This is a genomic window from Chryseobacterium sp. CBTAP 102 (assembly GCF_003201365.1).
GTDB classification, from domain to species: domain Bacteria; phylum Bacteroidota; class Bacteroidia; order Flavobacteriales; family Weeksellaceae; genus Chryseobacterium; species Chryseobacterium candidae.
In genome coordinates this window covers 239,853-252,691 of record NZ_QICX01000006.1, presented here as the reverse complement: position 1 = coordinate 252,691, position 12,839 = coordinate 239,853, and the positions used below count along the sequence as shown (strand labels likewise).

Here is a 12,839-nt window from a genome sequence, read left to right as displayed (position 1 = left end):
ATTTGATTAAATTTTTCAAAACATGACAAAGTTGTACCTTTTGGTGTTGGGATTTTTATTGTCTCAACAATTTTATGCCCAGAAGCAAAGGCAAAATACGGATATGAAAGGATTAATCGAGAAAGAGAAAAAATCCTTCACCCAAAAGATGAATATCGGGAATATCAATCCCAATACCCTGAATTACGACTTGCAGTATCAGAGAATGGACGTGAGCCTGGATCCTGCGGTATATAATATCTCCGGATCAGTGACTTCTCACTTTAAGCCTAACCAAAATATAGGAAGCATTTATTTTGATCTTTCCAATTCATTAACGGTTTCCCAGGTGAAATATCATGGAACCAACATTACAAGCTTTCAGCAGCTTCCTTCAAAAGAACTGAAGATTGATTTTCCTGCTTCTATTCCTGCCAATACATTAGACTCTCTTACTATTTACTATGCAGGAGCACCATCCACCAGTAATGATGCTTTCAGAACTGCCCTCCAGAGCGGAACTCCGGTACTCTCCACTTTGAATGAGCCTTATGGTGCTCAGGATTGGTTTCCTACCAAGCAAAGTTTAAATGATAAAATTGAAAGATTTGATTTTAAGATTACAACTCCCTCCAATTACAGCGTCGCAGCCAATGGAAAACTGATGTCTGAAACCTTTCCTACAGGAAACACTAAACTTACGTTCTGGAGAACAATGTATCCTACACCGGCTTACCTCATTGCGCTCTCCATTACCAACTTTGTTAAGCTTACTGATACCATCGGAAATCCTCCTTTTCCTTTTGTGAACTATATCTATCCTTCCACAAATTCAAATGCCACCAGCATAGCCAATATTAACTGGACCAAGCAGGTGATGAATACTTTTGAAACTTATTTTGGCTCTTATCCTTTCCGTAATGAAAAATACGGACATATGGAATTTATGTTTGGTGGCGGAATGGAACATCAAACCATGTCTTCTATGGGAGGTTGGGGCAGACAGCTTATCGCCCATGAACTTGCTCATCAGTGGTTTGGGGATAAAGTAACCTGTGATGCATGGAATGATATCTGGCTGAATGAAGGTTTTGCAACTTTTGGAGAACATCTTGCCAATGAAAAACTATTGATGACCAATACAGAATTTTTGAATTACTTACAAGGTCAGTCCAATTATATTACCGCAAGTACAACAGGAAGTGTATATGTTCCGGATTCCGGACTTTCCAGCATCAATAGAATATTTGACAGCAGATTGTCTTACGCCAAAGGAGGATATGTACTGAGAATGCTGAAATGGATCTTAGGTGATGCCGTATTTTACCAGGCGCTTAAAGATTATCATGCAAGACCGAACCTGGCGTACAGCTACGCACGTACAGCTGATTTTAATGCGTCTTTGCTTCAGTCTACCGGGACGGATTTTACAGAATTTTTCAATGACTGGGTTTATGGAGAAGGATATCCTACCTACACCATCAAGTGGATGCAGGGTGGAAATCAGGCTTTATTTAAAGTTTCTCAGACACAAAGCAGTGCTACCGTTGGCTTTTTTGAAATGCCTTTACCTATTAAAGTGACGGGAACTTCAGGGCAGACAGCTTACTTTGTTCTTAATAATACATCCAATAACCAAAGCTTTTTACAGTCGGTAACATTCCCGATCGCAAGTGTTCAGTTTAATTATGAATACCAGATTATTGAGAAAAACTCTACAGTTGTTCAGGATAATACCTTAAGTATTTCTTCTGTGGAGAAAGAAGATTTTGGTTTGTATCCGAACCCTGCAAAAAACGAAATTAATCTGAAAGGAATTAACAGAGCTATAGATTTTACAATTCATGCTATAGACGGAAAGCTGGTTGGAAAAGGAACGTATCAGCCAGGTAAAGCGATTGGAATTGCAGAATTGGTTCCTGGAGCTTATTTCATTACAATTGATGAAAAGAATATTAAATTTATCAAACATTAAAATTTTAAATAAATATAGATATTGTCCTACTGTATTTATAGACTAATAGTGTTGAAAAGTGAAACCTTATCAATTTTTTAGATTTAAACTTATAAAAGGTTTTATTTTACTGCCTTTTTAGTAAATTAGCACATCTAAAAAATTACTAAAAATGATCTCTGAAAAATACCTTCAACATTTACAGAACGAACTTCAGAATATTGAGAATGACGGACTTTACAAAAGAGAAAGAATCATCACTTCCCAACAGAGCGCAGAAATAGAAGCTAATGGAAAAAAGCTATTGAACTTCTGTGCCAATAATTATCTGGGATTATCCAACCATCCGGAAGTAATGAAAGCATCTCAGGAGATGATTCAGTCTCATGGTTATGGAATGTCTTCTGTTCGTTTTATTTGTGGAACACAGGATATTCACAAAGAATTGGAGAAGAAAATCGCTGATTTCTTAGGTCTTGAAGATACTATTCTCTATGCTGCTGCATTTGATGCGAATGGTGGAGTTTTTGAACCCCTTTTTACAGAAGAAGATGCTATTATTTCAGATGAACTGAACCACGCATCAATCATTGATGGTGTTCGTCTTTGTAAAGCAGCCAGATACAGATATAAAAACAATAATATGGAGGATCTGGAAGCGCAGCTGATTGCAGCTTCTGAAAAGAACCACCGTTTTAAAATTATTGTTACAGACGGAGTGTTTTCTATGGACGGTATTGTTGCAGATCTGAAAGGAGTTTGTGATCTTGCCGATAAATATGATGCTTTGGTGATGGTAGATGATTCTCACGCAACAGGGTTCATCGGAAAAACAGGCCGTGGAACTCATGAAGCTAATGAAGTAATGGGTAGAGTAGATATCATCACTTCTACCTTAGGAAAAGCTTTAGGAGGAGCTTTGGGAGGATTTACTTCCGGTAAAAAAGAAATCATTGATATGCTGAGACAGCGTTCAAGACCTTATCTGTTCTCCAACTCTTTAGCGCCTGGTATCGTAGGAGCTGCATTAAGAGTACTGGATATGATTTCAGATGATACTTCACTTCGTGATCAAGTAATGGAAAATGCAGAATACTTCAGAACGGAAATGAAAGCGAAAGGATTCGATATTCCTGAAGGTGATGCTGCTATTGTTCCGGTAATGCTTTACGATGCACCGCTTTCTCAGAAAATGGCCGAAAAGCTAATGGATGAAGGAATCTACGTAATCGGATTCTTCTATCCTGTAGTACCGAAAGGAAAAGCAAGAATCAGAGTACAGTTATCTGCTGCCCATACCAGAGAGCATCTTGATAAAGCGATTGCAGCTTTTGAAAAGGTTGGAAAAGAATTAGGAGTGATCTCTTAATCATTGAATTGATTACAACAATGAAAATATAATGTTCGGCTCGGGCAGCTTCGCTGCCCCGAGCCGAACTATTTTTTATATAAATCTGTTTTTGATTGGGTTTTCCTGATCAAAAGAAATTTATTTTTAACAATTATATAATAAGCTTATCTTTGCTTTTAATTTTTTCTGAATGCTTTATACAATAATCAAAGCGCTGCACATTATTTTTATGGTAAGCTACTTTGCGGGAATTTTTTATCTCGTAAGGATTTTCGTCTACTATAAAGATACCGATGAATTTCCGGAAGAAAAAAAGAAAATTCTGAGAGAGCAGTATACTTTTATGGCCAGAAGGCTTTGGAACATTATCACAGTTCCTGCGGGAGTCATTATGGCCGTTTGCGGACTGGTGATGATCTTTTTAAATCCGGGATTAATGAAGATGGGATGGTTTCATTTAAAACTGACATTCCTTATCGGACTTGCCCTTTACCATTACTGGTGCTGGAAAAAAGTGCTTCACTTAAAAGTTCTGAATGGAAGTACACTGCCCATTGCCAATATCAAACTGAGACAGGCTAATGAAATTGCAACATTCATTCTGTTTCTGGTAGTATTTACCGTTATTTTAAAATCGATGGTAATTGAATACTGGTGGCAATTAATCGCAGGATTTTTCGTTCTTGTATTTCTGATTATGATGACAGTGAAACTGGTTAATAAAAATAAAAAAAACAAATAATTGTGGAGTAGATGTATTTCAAATACATTCATCCTTTCTACATCTTATAAAAAACTATGATTGCAATTTTAAAGAAAGAACTTTGGAGTTACTTTGGAAACTGGAGCGCATGGGTGATCATTGCCGCCTTTAGTTTGATAGCGACTCTTTTCCTGTTCTTTTTCGACAACGATTCTAATATTTTTGAGATCGGAATGGCCTCACTGCAGAGCTATTTCGTATTGGTTCCATGGCTGTTGATGTTTATCATTCCGGCACTTTCCATGAAAACTTTTGCGGAAGAACAGCAAACCGGAACATTAAACTGGCTTTTCTCACAGCCGTTGAAAGTTTCAGAACTGGTGACAGGTAAGTTCCTTTCCGTATGGATTGTTGGGATTTTATGCCTTATTCCTTCCCTGATTTACCTTTATACGGTATATGTTTTGGGAGTTCCTGCAGGAAATATTGACCTTGGAATGACCTTTGGAAGCTATATTGGACTGATTATCTTAATCGCTGCATTTTCAGCAGTGGGAATTCTGGCTTCTTCACTATCTCAGAATCAGATTATGGCTTATCTGCTGGGTGTTTTCATGTGCTTTATCATGTATTTTGGAATCGAACAGCTGGCAAGTTATAAGTTATTGGGAGGTGCGGATTTTATCCTTCAGAATATTGGCTTCTATCAGCATTTCTTAGGCTTTACAAGAGGGCTTATTGATTTTAAAGATGTAGCTTATTTTGTACTTGTTATCGGTGCTTCATTAGTATTGTCTAATCATTTTATTAACAAAAAGAAGTAGAATCATGAAGAAGTTCAATGCTAAATCTCCATTAGGAATTTTCTTAATTGCAATTATTCCTTTGGTTATTATCCTGACCTATTCGGGAATCAGATTAGACTTAACAAAAGAAAAAAGATATACCCTTTCTGATAACACCATCAAAGTATTGGAGTCTGTTAAAAAGCCTCTGACGGTTGAAGTGTATCTGGAAGGAGACTTTCCGGCAAGTTTCAAACAGCTGCAAAGCGAAACGAAATTCATGCTGGAAGAATTCAGAAAAATTAATCCGAAGATCGATTTTAAATTTATCGATCCGATTAAAACAAAAATGTCTCAGGATACTTTGATGGCCATGGGAATGCAGCCGTCTATTCTTCCGGATGTAAAAGATGGAAAGATCTCACAGATCACTCTTTTCCCTTATGCGGTGATTAAACATGGGAATGACGGAGTTTCCATCCCGTTGGTGGTTCAGCAGGCAGGAATTGATGCCGATCAGCAGTTGACGAGATCCATTGAAGGATTGGAATACAACCTTATCTCCAATATCAAAAATATTGCAGCTGCTAAGAGAAAGAAAATCGGGATTCTGGTCAACCATGATGAGCTGAACCCGGATGAATTCCAGGGATTTGTACAGCTGGCCATGGAAAACTATGATGCAGGACCTATTATTCCTAAAAATCAGACAGAGCTTTCATTAGAAGATGTTCCGTTATTAAAGCAGATGAGTGCTTTGGTGATTGCAAAACCGAGAAAAGCTTTTACCGATAATGAAAAAGTAATTTTGGACCAGTACATCATGAATGGAGGAAAAACCCTTTGGATGATTGATGCAGTAAATGCTGAAATGGATACTTTAACACGATCAAAAAAAGTAATGCCTTTCCCGGTTGATATCAATATGACCGACTTCTTTTTCAATTACGGATTGAGAATCAATCCTGCTTTGGTAAAAGATGTTAAAAAGTTTGCCCTTTTAAGACTGGTTACAGGAGAAGTGAGTGGAAATCCTCAGTACACAAGCTTACCCTGGCCTTATTATCCGCTTGGAATTGCTGAAAATAATAATCCGGTTACCAAAAATATCAACCCTGTAAAATTTGAATTTCCGACTTCCATCGATACATTAGGAGGAAGAAAGAATATCAAAACAAAAGTTCTTTTCGAATCCAGTGAAAGAACATTACTGAAACAGGTTCCGAACTATGTGGATCTGAAAGAAATTGCAAGTGTAGACAGCCTTGGACAAATGGAAAAGCCAAGTACACCGAAGATTTTCGCTGTAGCATTGGAAGGTAAGTTTAATTCTGCCTATGCATCCAGAATTGAAAGAAAATCTTACCCTGGGTTCAAAACATCCAGCCCGGAGAATAAAATGATCGTTATTGCAGACGGAGATGTAGGAAGAAACAAAGTGATCAAAGGAAAACCGCTTCCATTAGGTGTAGATTTGTTGACAAATGAACAGTTTGGAAACGAACAGTTCCTTAGAAATGCTTTGGATTATCTGTTAGACGACAGCAATCTGATGGAACTGAGAAACAGAAACATTGAGGAAAGGCTTCTCGACAGACAAAGAATCACCGAAGAAAAATCCACCTGGCAGTGGCTGAATTTACTGCTTCCATTGGCCATTATCGGTCTTATCGGAGGATTGTTCTTCTGGTTAAGGAAAAAGAAATTTGGATAAAATATAAAACTCCCGAAAGAGAAATCTTCCGGGAGTTTTGTTAACATTGAAGTAATAATAAAAATCTATCTGGACTTCAATTTTTTATTCTCTTCTTTTAAAGCTTCCACCTGTTCTTCCAAAACTTTAATATAGCTCTGCAAATTTTCTACAATGGAATCCGGAATACTGTGGAAGTTGTTGAAATAGCTGCCTGCATTATCGTTAAAAGTAGTATTGTCATGATTATTATGGACAATAGCTGTTTTTCTTTCTTCTTTGATATCTTCTACAGGAACATCAAGCGCTTTAGCAAGCTTTTCCCATTCATCATCATATATTCGTACTTCATCATTCTCTTTTCGGGAATAATTGGAGACATCTGTGGATATTATTTTAGACATATATTCTTGTGTGTAGCCTCTTTGCTTTCTTAGATTCTTTAGCTTTTCCATAACGACTTTTATATTTGTGTCTTTGTACAAATATAATAAAATGGAACAAGGTTTTAAACCTATTTTGGAAATGATTCTGATCACTGGTTTTGTTACAGAAAAGAGAAAGACTGTTTCCAGCCCCGGAAACAGTCTTTATTATTTTTTTGATCTTTATTCAGAACTCAATTATTGCCATTTGCAAAAATTAAGCTCTTCCCTTTCATAATTTTGATATGAGTGTTGTATAAAACATGTAAATAAATTACTGCTGGTAGGCTTCCTTCGGGAGTAAGGCTGCTGTTTTGTAATAGCTGATATCGGTAGGAATCTGTGCCTGAAGATCCTGGAAAGTATCATAATCATAATGAATCCAGTTTTCTTCATGATCAGGATCAGGGGTTTTGTCTACCGCCAGTTCCAGTTTTCCGTCTTCCTGATAGCTGCATTCTATAGCGGCATATTTTTCTCCGTTTTCGTCGTTGGTATACCAGCATTTTATGGTTCTTTCAAGCTGTGGCTGATGGGTTTCGTTATCAATTACCTGTGAACAGATGAAGTTTTCAGGATCGTCTGTTTTGAAAACGGTTTTAGAAATGAGGGGCAGATCATCTACAGATAAAGAATATAATTTATTGGTAGAAATAATAAAGCCATCGGCAGTTTCTTTTTTTTCGATATCAAAAAAGTCAGATTTTTCTTTAAGATAATCCACTACCTTTGCCTCGTCTTCCCGGTCACTTAGAAAATAATTGATGTTGTAAACACTGTCTTCGTTGATAAATTCAATTTCTTTCAGGAAATCAGAACCTTCCTCATAATAATACAGATGATATTCGCTCAGCTTCACAGCTTTACTTTTGGAAATAATCTCTCCAAAAATGTTTTTGTACACTTTTCTCATTTTTAATCATGTTAGTTTATTTCATCTATTAGCTTAAGTGGTGTGGCAAAGATAAGTTTTCTTTTTATCTTAACTTGAAGTATGAAGTAGTATTTATTTCGTAAGTATTCTATATGTCCTTTATAAAATCCTCGTATTCGTAATAAAACCTTTCGAAACCGTCCATTTTGTCCACAAAAAATTCAAAAATTTCTTGCCATGTATTTTTATTAAAAATGGAGATATTATGTTTTTCAACCCATATTCTGCTGATTATCTTGCCGTTTTCAAGAGTAAAATATTCTTCTTTTTGAAAATCTCCGATAAAATCTTTTAAAATATCTTCCAGAGACCAGATCTTTTCGTAGTAGGCATTTCGGAAGATTTCATCTTTCATTTCGATATCCAGAGAAACTTCTGCTTTTTTTTTGTCGGCAGAAAATTTAAATGCCATGTCCTTGATTTTGGTATCGTAAAGAATCCATTTCCTCGGAAATGATCTTCCAAAAGCTGTCCAAAATTCCTTTTTTAGTTGCTGTGCTTCTTGTTTGCTGAACATATCGCAAACATAATGATTTAATAGGAGAAAGGCAATATTGTGGTATCTAAAACCGTAAAATTACGGATAAACAAACATACCTTTTTACCCTTTTATGATGTAGATTTCCTGTCCTTTTTCAAATATTAAACAATTTTCGTATTTTTGCTTTAATGCTTTCAAAAAAATCTCAATATGCGTTTAAGGCGCTTTCATATCTTGTAGAAAAAAGAAATGAAGGTCCGATTCTTATTTCTGAAATTGCGGAACATAAAAAGATTCCTTTAAAGTTTTTGGAAAACATCCTTCTTGAATTGAAAAAAGCGGACATCCTCGACAGTAAAAAAGGAAAGGGTGGAGGATACTTTTTCAAAGAAAATCCGGAAAATGTAAAACTGGCGAAGATCATTCGTCTTGTCAATGGTCCTATTGCCATGCTTCCCTGTGTAAGTTTGAATTTCTATGAAAAATGTGATGACTGCAATGAAGATCATTGCGGGCTTCATGATGTGCTGATAGAGGTTCGCGATGCTTCCCTGAATATTCTTGAGAAAAAAACTTTAATGGATCTGGTAGATTAACCCGGTCCTTTTTTTTTGAATTAATAGTCTACTTGTTTTGTAGGATAAATATTTTATCAGATATTTGCACTACTTCAAATGAATAAACTATGATTTCAAAAGAAGAGGTAAACCCATTACAAAAGCTTACGCCCCCTAGTACTGAAGTGCATTCAGTGGCTGAATGTATTATATCCGGAAAAATTTCCTCGCAAAGAACTACAGAAAACAGATTGTCATTACATGTCTTTGTTGTCAATCATGCTGATGATGAGACAATATGGATTAAAACGGTTTTGTGATATGGTGATTTCAAGAAAAATTCAGGTAAGGTTGAATGTGCTTTTTGTGACGGCTGCTATTCTGTCCATTGTTGTTTTTTCAATGTACGAACTGGGATATCTGGAAGAATTGCAGGGTATTCTGGCCAAAGATCATTATATTTTTTACTGGATGCTTCTGGTAGGTGTTTTTGCAGAAATTGTTGCAGGTTCTATGGGAATGGGGTATGGAGTCATCTGTACTACAACGCTTATGCTTCTCAATATTCCGCCGCATATTGTAAGTGCAAGTATTCATTCTGCAGAAAGTTTCACCACTGCTGCAGGAAGTCTCAGCCACATCAAATTGAAGAATGTAAGCAAAAGCCTGGTAAAGAAACTCGCTATTCCAGCTGTAATTGGAGCTGTCATTGGAGCTGTAAGCCTTACTTATCTTGGAGAATATTATGCGAAAGTAACTAAAACATTCATTGCTTTTTACACTTTATACCTTGGATTCCAGATTTTATCAAATGTATTTAAAGAAAAACAGAGTAAAGCCCTGAAAAGAAAAACCAACCTGACCAGACTGGGTGTGATAGGAGGTTTTATAGATTCTTTTGCTGGTGGAGGCTGGGGACCTTTGGTAACCGGAACACTGATTAAAAATGCATTCACTCCAAGATTTGCCGTAGGAAGTTCCACAGTAGCCAAATTTATTCTTACTTTAACAGCTGCCATCACTTTTTTCCTGACCCTGGGAATCCAGCATTGGAATATCATTCTGGGACTTTTGATTGGCGGAATCATTACCGCTCCTTTTTCCGCAATGCTTACTGCTAAGCTTCCCGTCAAAAAAATGTTTGTGATTATCGGAACTTTGGTGATCGTAATGAGTTCTATAACTATTTATAAATCAGTTTTTAATTAAAAATTATGCGTGGTGTGGAAAAATAAAAGGGTTAAAAAGATATTCGGCTTTGAAAATATTTTACTTTTACATCACTAAATATTAGAACATGAATTTACATATCATTGCACTTTTTAAGTTTAATGAAAATTATCTGATGGACGCTGTAGAGCTGTTTCAGAATCTTGTGAAAGAAACAAGAAAAGAGGAAGGCTGCCTGCAGTACGATCTTATTGAAGATAAAGATAATAAAGGAACTTTCTTCCTGATCGAGCTTTGGGAAAGTGTTGAGCATCACAACATGCATAACGGTCAGGATCACCTTTTAGATTTCCGTAAAGATGCATCCAAAATCATGGAAAGCTCAGTGGAAGTTTATAAAGGATTTAAGATATACTAAGACATAGAGAAAAGATAAAAGGCGGTTTCAAGAATCTGAAACCGCCCTTTTATTAGAAAAAATAGAAAGTATTAAAATAGAAAGTTTATTTTACGATAAGCTTTTTCGTCTCCGAATAGCCACCGTAAGTAATTTTTACAAGATAATTTCCTGAAGGGAGCGTAGAAAGATTCAAATCCTGTTTGTAGAAACCTGCCTGATTAGCCAGTTCAGCTGTATATACCTTTTTCCCGGTAAGATCATAAACTTCTACATTCCCTTTGTTGCCTGCTTTTTCTTTAACATCAAAAAGAACCGTTACTTTTTTATCCGCGGTAGTAGGGTTAGGATAAATACCGAAAGAAGCTTTTTTTCCTACTTCAGTAATTCCTAACGTTTCCGTGATCTTTTTGTATTTGAAATACATATTTCCTGTACTGGCACCACCATTGGTAGTAAAATACATTCTGTAGTAGTCATTTCCTTTTTTTACGTAGTATACCACATCACTTTTTACTGTACCGATTCCTTTCCATGAATGTCCTACAGTAGTAATAGCTGAAGAGAAACTTGTACTGGCAGGAATAGAATTGGCTGCTGTTTGCTGTGTTTCAGGCTGTACCATTGCTACTTTTACGGTTGGACTCTGGATCGCTCCGGAAAGTGGGTACATCTGTACTCCCATATAGAATGTATAATATTTTGTGAATACAAAATCCCATGCTGTTCTGGAAGGCTCCAGATTAGGAACTTTTGCTCCGCTATCAAAAGAGAAATAGTTGAAATAAGAATCATCTGTACCGTTAGCAAGCGTTCTTGTTTCCGTAGCTCCCCATGAAGTACCATTCCATTTTGAATATCTGAAAGTATATCCTGCAAAGGCATCTTCAATAGCAAACTTAATATAAGCTCCTGAAGCATATTTTAAAACAAAAATAGCTTTCCCCTGAATATGGTGATTCATTGGGTTGTAAACTCCCCATCCTGTTGAAGGGATATTAGGATTTGGAGAGGTCACTGGCCCCTGCTCGAAAGCTCCCTGACTCCAGTCAGTGGTCTGATCCGGATTATAAAGAGGGGCTCCCCATGAAGCTTCATTGCTGATGCTGATATTATCCCAATCGGCTAAATTGGTGGAGGCGGTGTACACTTCAATATCTTTAGCATCATTAACTCTGGATCCGAATGCGTAGTTTGAGTTTCTGTAAAAAGCAATATCCCACGTATTGGCTGGCTGAGAAATCATATTACCATCTGCAAGGTTTACAAACACTCGGTTTTGATATCCGCTTCCCATAGTCATGTTTACCTGTGAATATCCCAATGCATCAGTCTGCGCCAAAACAGTCTGCTGAACAGACATTGCGAATACTGAAGCCAATAATAGTTTTGTTTTCATAATTTATTTTTTAAATCCTTATTTGGAATGATTCCACAAAAATATATAATTATTTTTAATCAGTCTAAATAAAAACATGATTTTTATCGTGTTTTTATGTTAATCATACCAATGCATAACAAAATTAGAGTGAAGAAAAAGCCGGTAAGATTTTCCTACCGGCTTTAAAAAAGGCAAATAATAGTCTGATAAACCTTATTTTTTGATGAATTTTGACTGGATTGTTTTTCCTTCCGCAGTTTCAATATTCATGTAATATACACCAGATTGAAGGGTGCTGATATCAAATCTTTGTCCGGTCAGCTTGCCTTCTGCTGCTTTTTGTCCCGCTGCAGAATAGATCTGAATGTTTTTAGGATCTTTTTTAATAATAAATTCTAAGGCTGACTGATCAGAATTTAAGGCAAACCTGAAATTTTCTGTGGATTTATTGTTGTCTGATATACCTAAAGAAGCAGTGGTATTATAAACGACATTATCTACCTGAATGGCTACGTGAGTAGCGGTAGGAGTGAACTTAAATACAATGTATGAACCTGTGGATGCCGGAATATTCACACTGATATTCTGAACTGTGCCAATAACCGATACATTAACAGGGCTTCCTACAGGAACGAAAGTTGACATATCTGCAGGATTAGACGCTACGCCTACCTGAATGCTTCCAGGACCAGGAGATGGAGACACTAATGTAGTGTCAAAAGTTAAAGTTTTATTTCCTGTTGGAGTTTCAATCTGTGGAGTAATCAGATAAGAAGAACCTGTTGCGTTGTTTCCTGCATACGACTGGACAAATCTGTTAGAATCTCCTGCTACAATCATTCTTGGAGGTACAGGAGGAAACTCACCGGTTATGGGTGCAACGATGGCAGACCATCCAGACTGTGGGAAAGTAGTATTCCCTGCTGTAAAATTGTTGAAATTTTCATTGATGTTAGATACCTGAGCATTAGCCGTTAAGGCTGTAAATATCAGAGTTCCTAAAAGTAATTGTAATTTCATAAGATTATT

At 36.5% G+C, this 12,839-nt stretch carries 13 protein-coding genes; 8 read left to right on the top strand and 5 right to left on the bottom strand.

The annotated features are described in order from the left end of the window. Nucleotides 1-22 precede the first annotated feature (22 nt). The 5 genes from C8D70_RS10970 (at nt 23) to gldG (ending at nt 6,486) form a co-directional block, all read left to right on the top strand. Nucleotides 23-1,954, top strand: a complete 1,932-nt coding sequence (locus C8D70_RS10970; RefSeq protein WP_110367340.1) for a M1 family aminopeptidase — start codon at nt 23-25, stop codon at nt 1,952-1,954. Between the two features lie 151 nt (nt 1,955-2,105). Then, nucleotides 2,106-3,302: a glycine C-acetyltransferase gene (kbl, locus tag C8D70_RS10965; protein ID WP_076597097.1), complete on the top strand. Its 1,197-nt coding sequence runs from the start codon at nt 2,106-2,108 to the stop codon at nt 3,300-3,302. A 172-nt stretch (nt 3,303-3,474) separates the two neighbouring features. After that, nucleotides 3,475-4,026, top strand: a complete 552-nt coding sequence (locus C8D70_RS10960) for a CopD family protein (RefSeq protein WP_076597096.1) — start codon at nt 3,475-3,477, stop codon at nt 4,024-4,026. A 56-nt stretch (nt 4,027-4,082) separates the two neighbouring features. Continuing rightward, nucleotides 4,083-4,811 (top strand): ABC transporter permease, encoded by a 729-nt coding sequence (locus C8D70_RS10955; protein ID WP_076597095.1) that lies wholly within the window; start codon nt 4,083-4,085, stop codon nt 4,809-4,811. A 4-nt stretch (nt 4,812-4,815) separates the two neighbouring features. Continuing rightward, nucleotides 4,816-6,486, top strand: coding sequence for a gliding motility-associated ABC transporter substrate-binding protein GldG (gldG, locus tag C8D70_RS10950; RefSeq protein ID WP_076597094.1), 1,671 nt, complete (start codon nt 4,816-4,818; stop codon nt 6,484-6,486). Between the two features lie 65 nt (nt 6,487-6,551). Here gldG and C8D70_RS10945 read toward each other — a convergent pair whose 3' ends face one another. The 3 genes from C8D70_RS10945 to C8D70_RS10935 form a co-directional block, all read right to left on the bottom strand. Beyond that, complete coding sequence (locus C8D70_RS10945) at nt 6,552-6,920, bottom strand: helix-turn-helix domain-containing protein (RefSeq protein ID WP_110367339.1); 369 nt, start codon at nt 6,918-6,920, stop codon at nt 6,552-6,554. 244 nt (nt 6,921-7,164) lie between these two features. Then, the gene (locus tag C8D70_RS10940) at nt 7,165-7,803 is read right to left on the bottom strand and encodes a hypothetical protein (protein WP_110367338.1); all 639 of its coding nucleotides are present in this window, start codon (nt 7,801-7,803) and stop codon (nt 7,165-7,167) included. A gap of 109 nt (nt 7,804-7,912) precedes the next feature. Then, nucleotides 7,913-8,341, bottom strand: coding sequence for a DUF4268 domain-containing protein (locus tag C8D70_RS10935; protein WP_110367337.1), 429 nt, complete (start codon nt 8,339-8,341; stop codon nt 7,913-7,915). A 152-nt stretch (nt 8,342-8,493) separates the two neighbouring features. On the opposite strand from C8D70_RS10935, the gene C8D70_RS10930 reads away from it, so the two are divergent. The 3 genes from C8D70_RS10930 (at nt 8,494) to C8D70_RS10915 (ending at nt 10,450) form a co-directional block, all read left to right on the top strand. Further along, nucleotides 8,494-8,901, top strand: a complete 408-nt coding sequence (locus tag C8D70_RS10930) for an RrF2 family transcriptional regulator (RefSeq protein WP_076597090.1) — start codon at nt 8,494-8,496, stop codon at nt 8,899-8,901. A 222-nt stretch (nt 8,902-9,123) separates the two neighbouring features. Beyond that, nucleotides 9,124-10,071 carry a sulfite exporter TauE/SafE family protein gene (locus C8D70_RS10920; protein WP_228408013.1) on the top strand — a complete coding sequence of 316 codons (948 nt, stop codon included), beginning with the start codon at nt 9,124-9,126 and terminating at the stop codon, nt 10,069-10,071. An 88-nt stretch (nt 10,072-10,159) separates the two neighbouring features. Beyond that, on the top strand, nt 10,160-10,450 hold the full coding sequence (locus C8D70_RS10915) for a putative quinol monooxygenase (protein WP_110367334.1): 291 nt from the start codon (nt 10,160-10,162) through the stop codon (nt 10,448-10,450). An 85-nt stretch (nt 10,451-10,535) separates the two neighbouring features. On the opposite strand, the gene C8D70_RS10910 is transcribed toward C8D70_RS10915, so the two are convergent. Both C8D70_RS10910 and C8D70_RS10905 read right to left on the bottom strand, forming a co-directional pair. Next, nucleotides 10,536-11,828, bottom strand: a complete 1,293-nt coding sequence (locus C8D70_RS10910; protein ID WP_110367333.1) for a T9SS type A sorting domain-containing protein — start codon at nt 11,826-11,828, stop codon at nt 10,536-10,538. A gap of 195 nt (nt 11,829-12,023) precedes the next feature. Further along, nucleotides 12,024-12,830: a T9SS-dependent choice-of-anchor J family protein gene (locus C8D70_RS10905; RefSeq protein WP_110367332.1), complete on the bottom strand. Its 807-nt coding sequence runs from the start codon at nt 12,828-12,830 to the stop codon at nt 12,024-12,026. Nucleotides 12,831-12,839 lie beyond the last annotated feature (9 nt).

Bases quoted from the DNA above. Each gene is read 5' to 3' on its own strand.
- C8D70_RS10970 (WP_110367340.1), top strand. From the start codon at position 23: ATGACAAAGTTGTACCTTTTGGTGTTGGGATTTTTATTGTCTCAACAA.
- kbl (WP_076597097.1), top strand. From the start codon at position 2,106: ATGATCTCTGAAAAATACCTTCAACATTTACAGAACGAACTTCAGAAT.
- C8D70_RS10960 (WP_076597096.1), top strand. From the start codon at position 3,475: ATGCTTTATACAATAATCAAAGCGCTGCACATTATTTTTATGGTAAGC.
- C8D70_RS10955 (WP_076597095.1), top strand. From the start codon at position 4,083: ATGATTGCAATTTTAAAGAAAGAACTTTGGAGTTACTTTGGAAACTGG.
- gldG (WP_076597094.1), top strand. From the start codon at position 4,816: ATGAAGAAGTTCAATGCTAAATCTCCATTAGGAATTTTCTTAATTGCA.
- C8D70_RS10945 (WP_110367339.1), bottom strand. From the start codon at position 6,920: ATGGAAAAGCTAAAGAATCTAAGAAAGCAAAGAGGCTACACACAAGAA.
- C8D70_RS10940 (WP_110367338.1), bottom strand. From the start codon at position 7,803: ATGAGAAAAGTGTACAAAAACATTTTTGGAGAGATTATTTCCAAAAGT.
- C8D70_RS10935 (WP_110367337.1), bottom strand. From the start codon at position 8,341: ATGTTCAGCAAACAAGAAGCACAGCAACTAAAAAAGGAATTTTGGACA.
- C8D70_RS10930 (WP_076597090.1), top strand. From the start codon at position 8,494: ATGCTTTCAAAAAAATCTCAATATGCGTTTAAGGCGCTTTCATATCTT.
- C8D70_RS10920 (WP_228408013.1), top strand. From the start codon at position 9,124: ATGTCTTTGTTGTCAATCATGCTGATGATGAGACAATATGGATTAAAA.
- C8D70_RS10915 (WP_110367334.1), top strand. From the start codon at position 10,160: ATGAATTTACATATCATTGCACTTTTTAAGTTTAATGAAAATTATCTG.
- C8D70_RS10910 (WP_110367333.1), bottom strand. From the start codon at position 11,828: ATGAAAACAAAACTATTATTGGCTTCAGTATTCGCAATGTCTGTTCAG.
- C8D70_RS10905 (WP_110367332.1), bottom strand. From the start codon at position 12,830: ATGAAATTACAATTACTTTTAGGAACTCTGATATTTACAGCCTTAACG.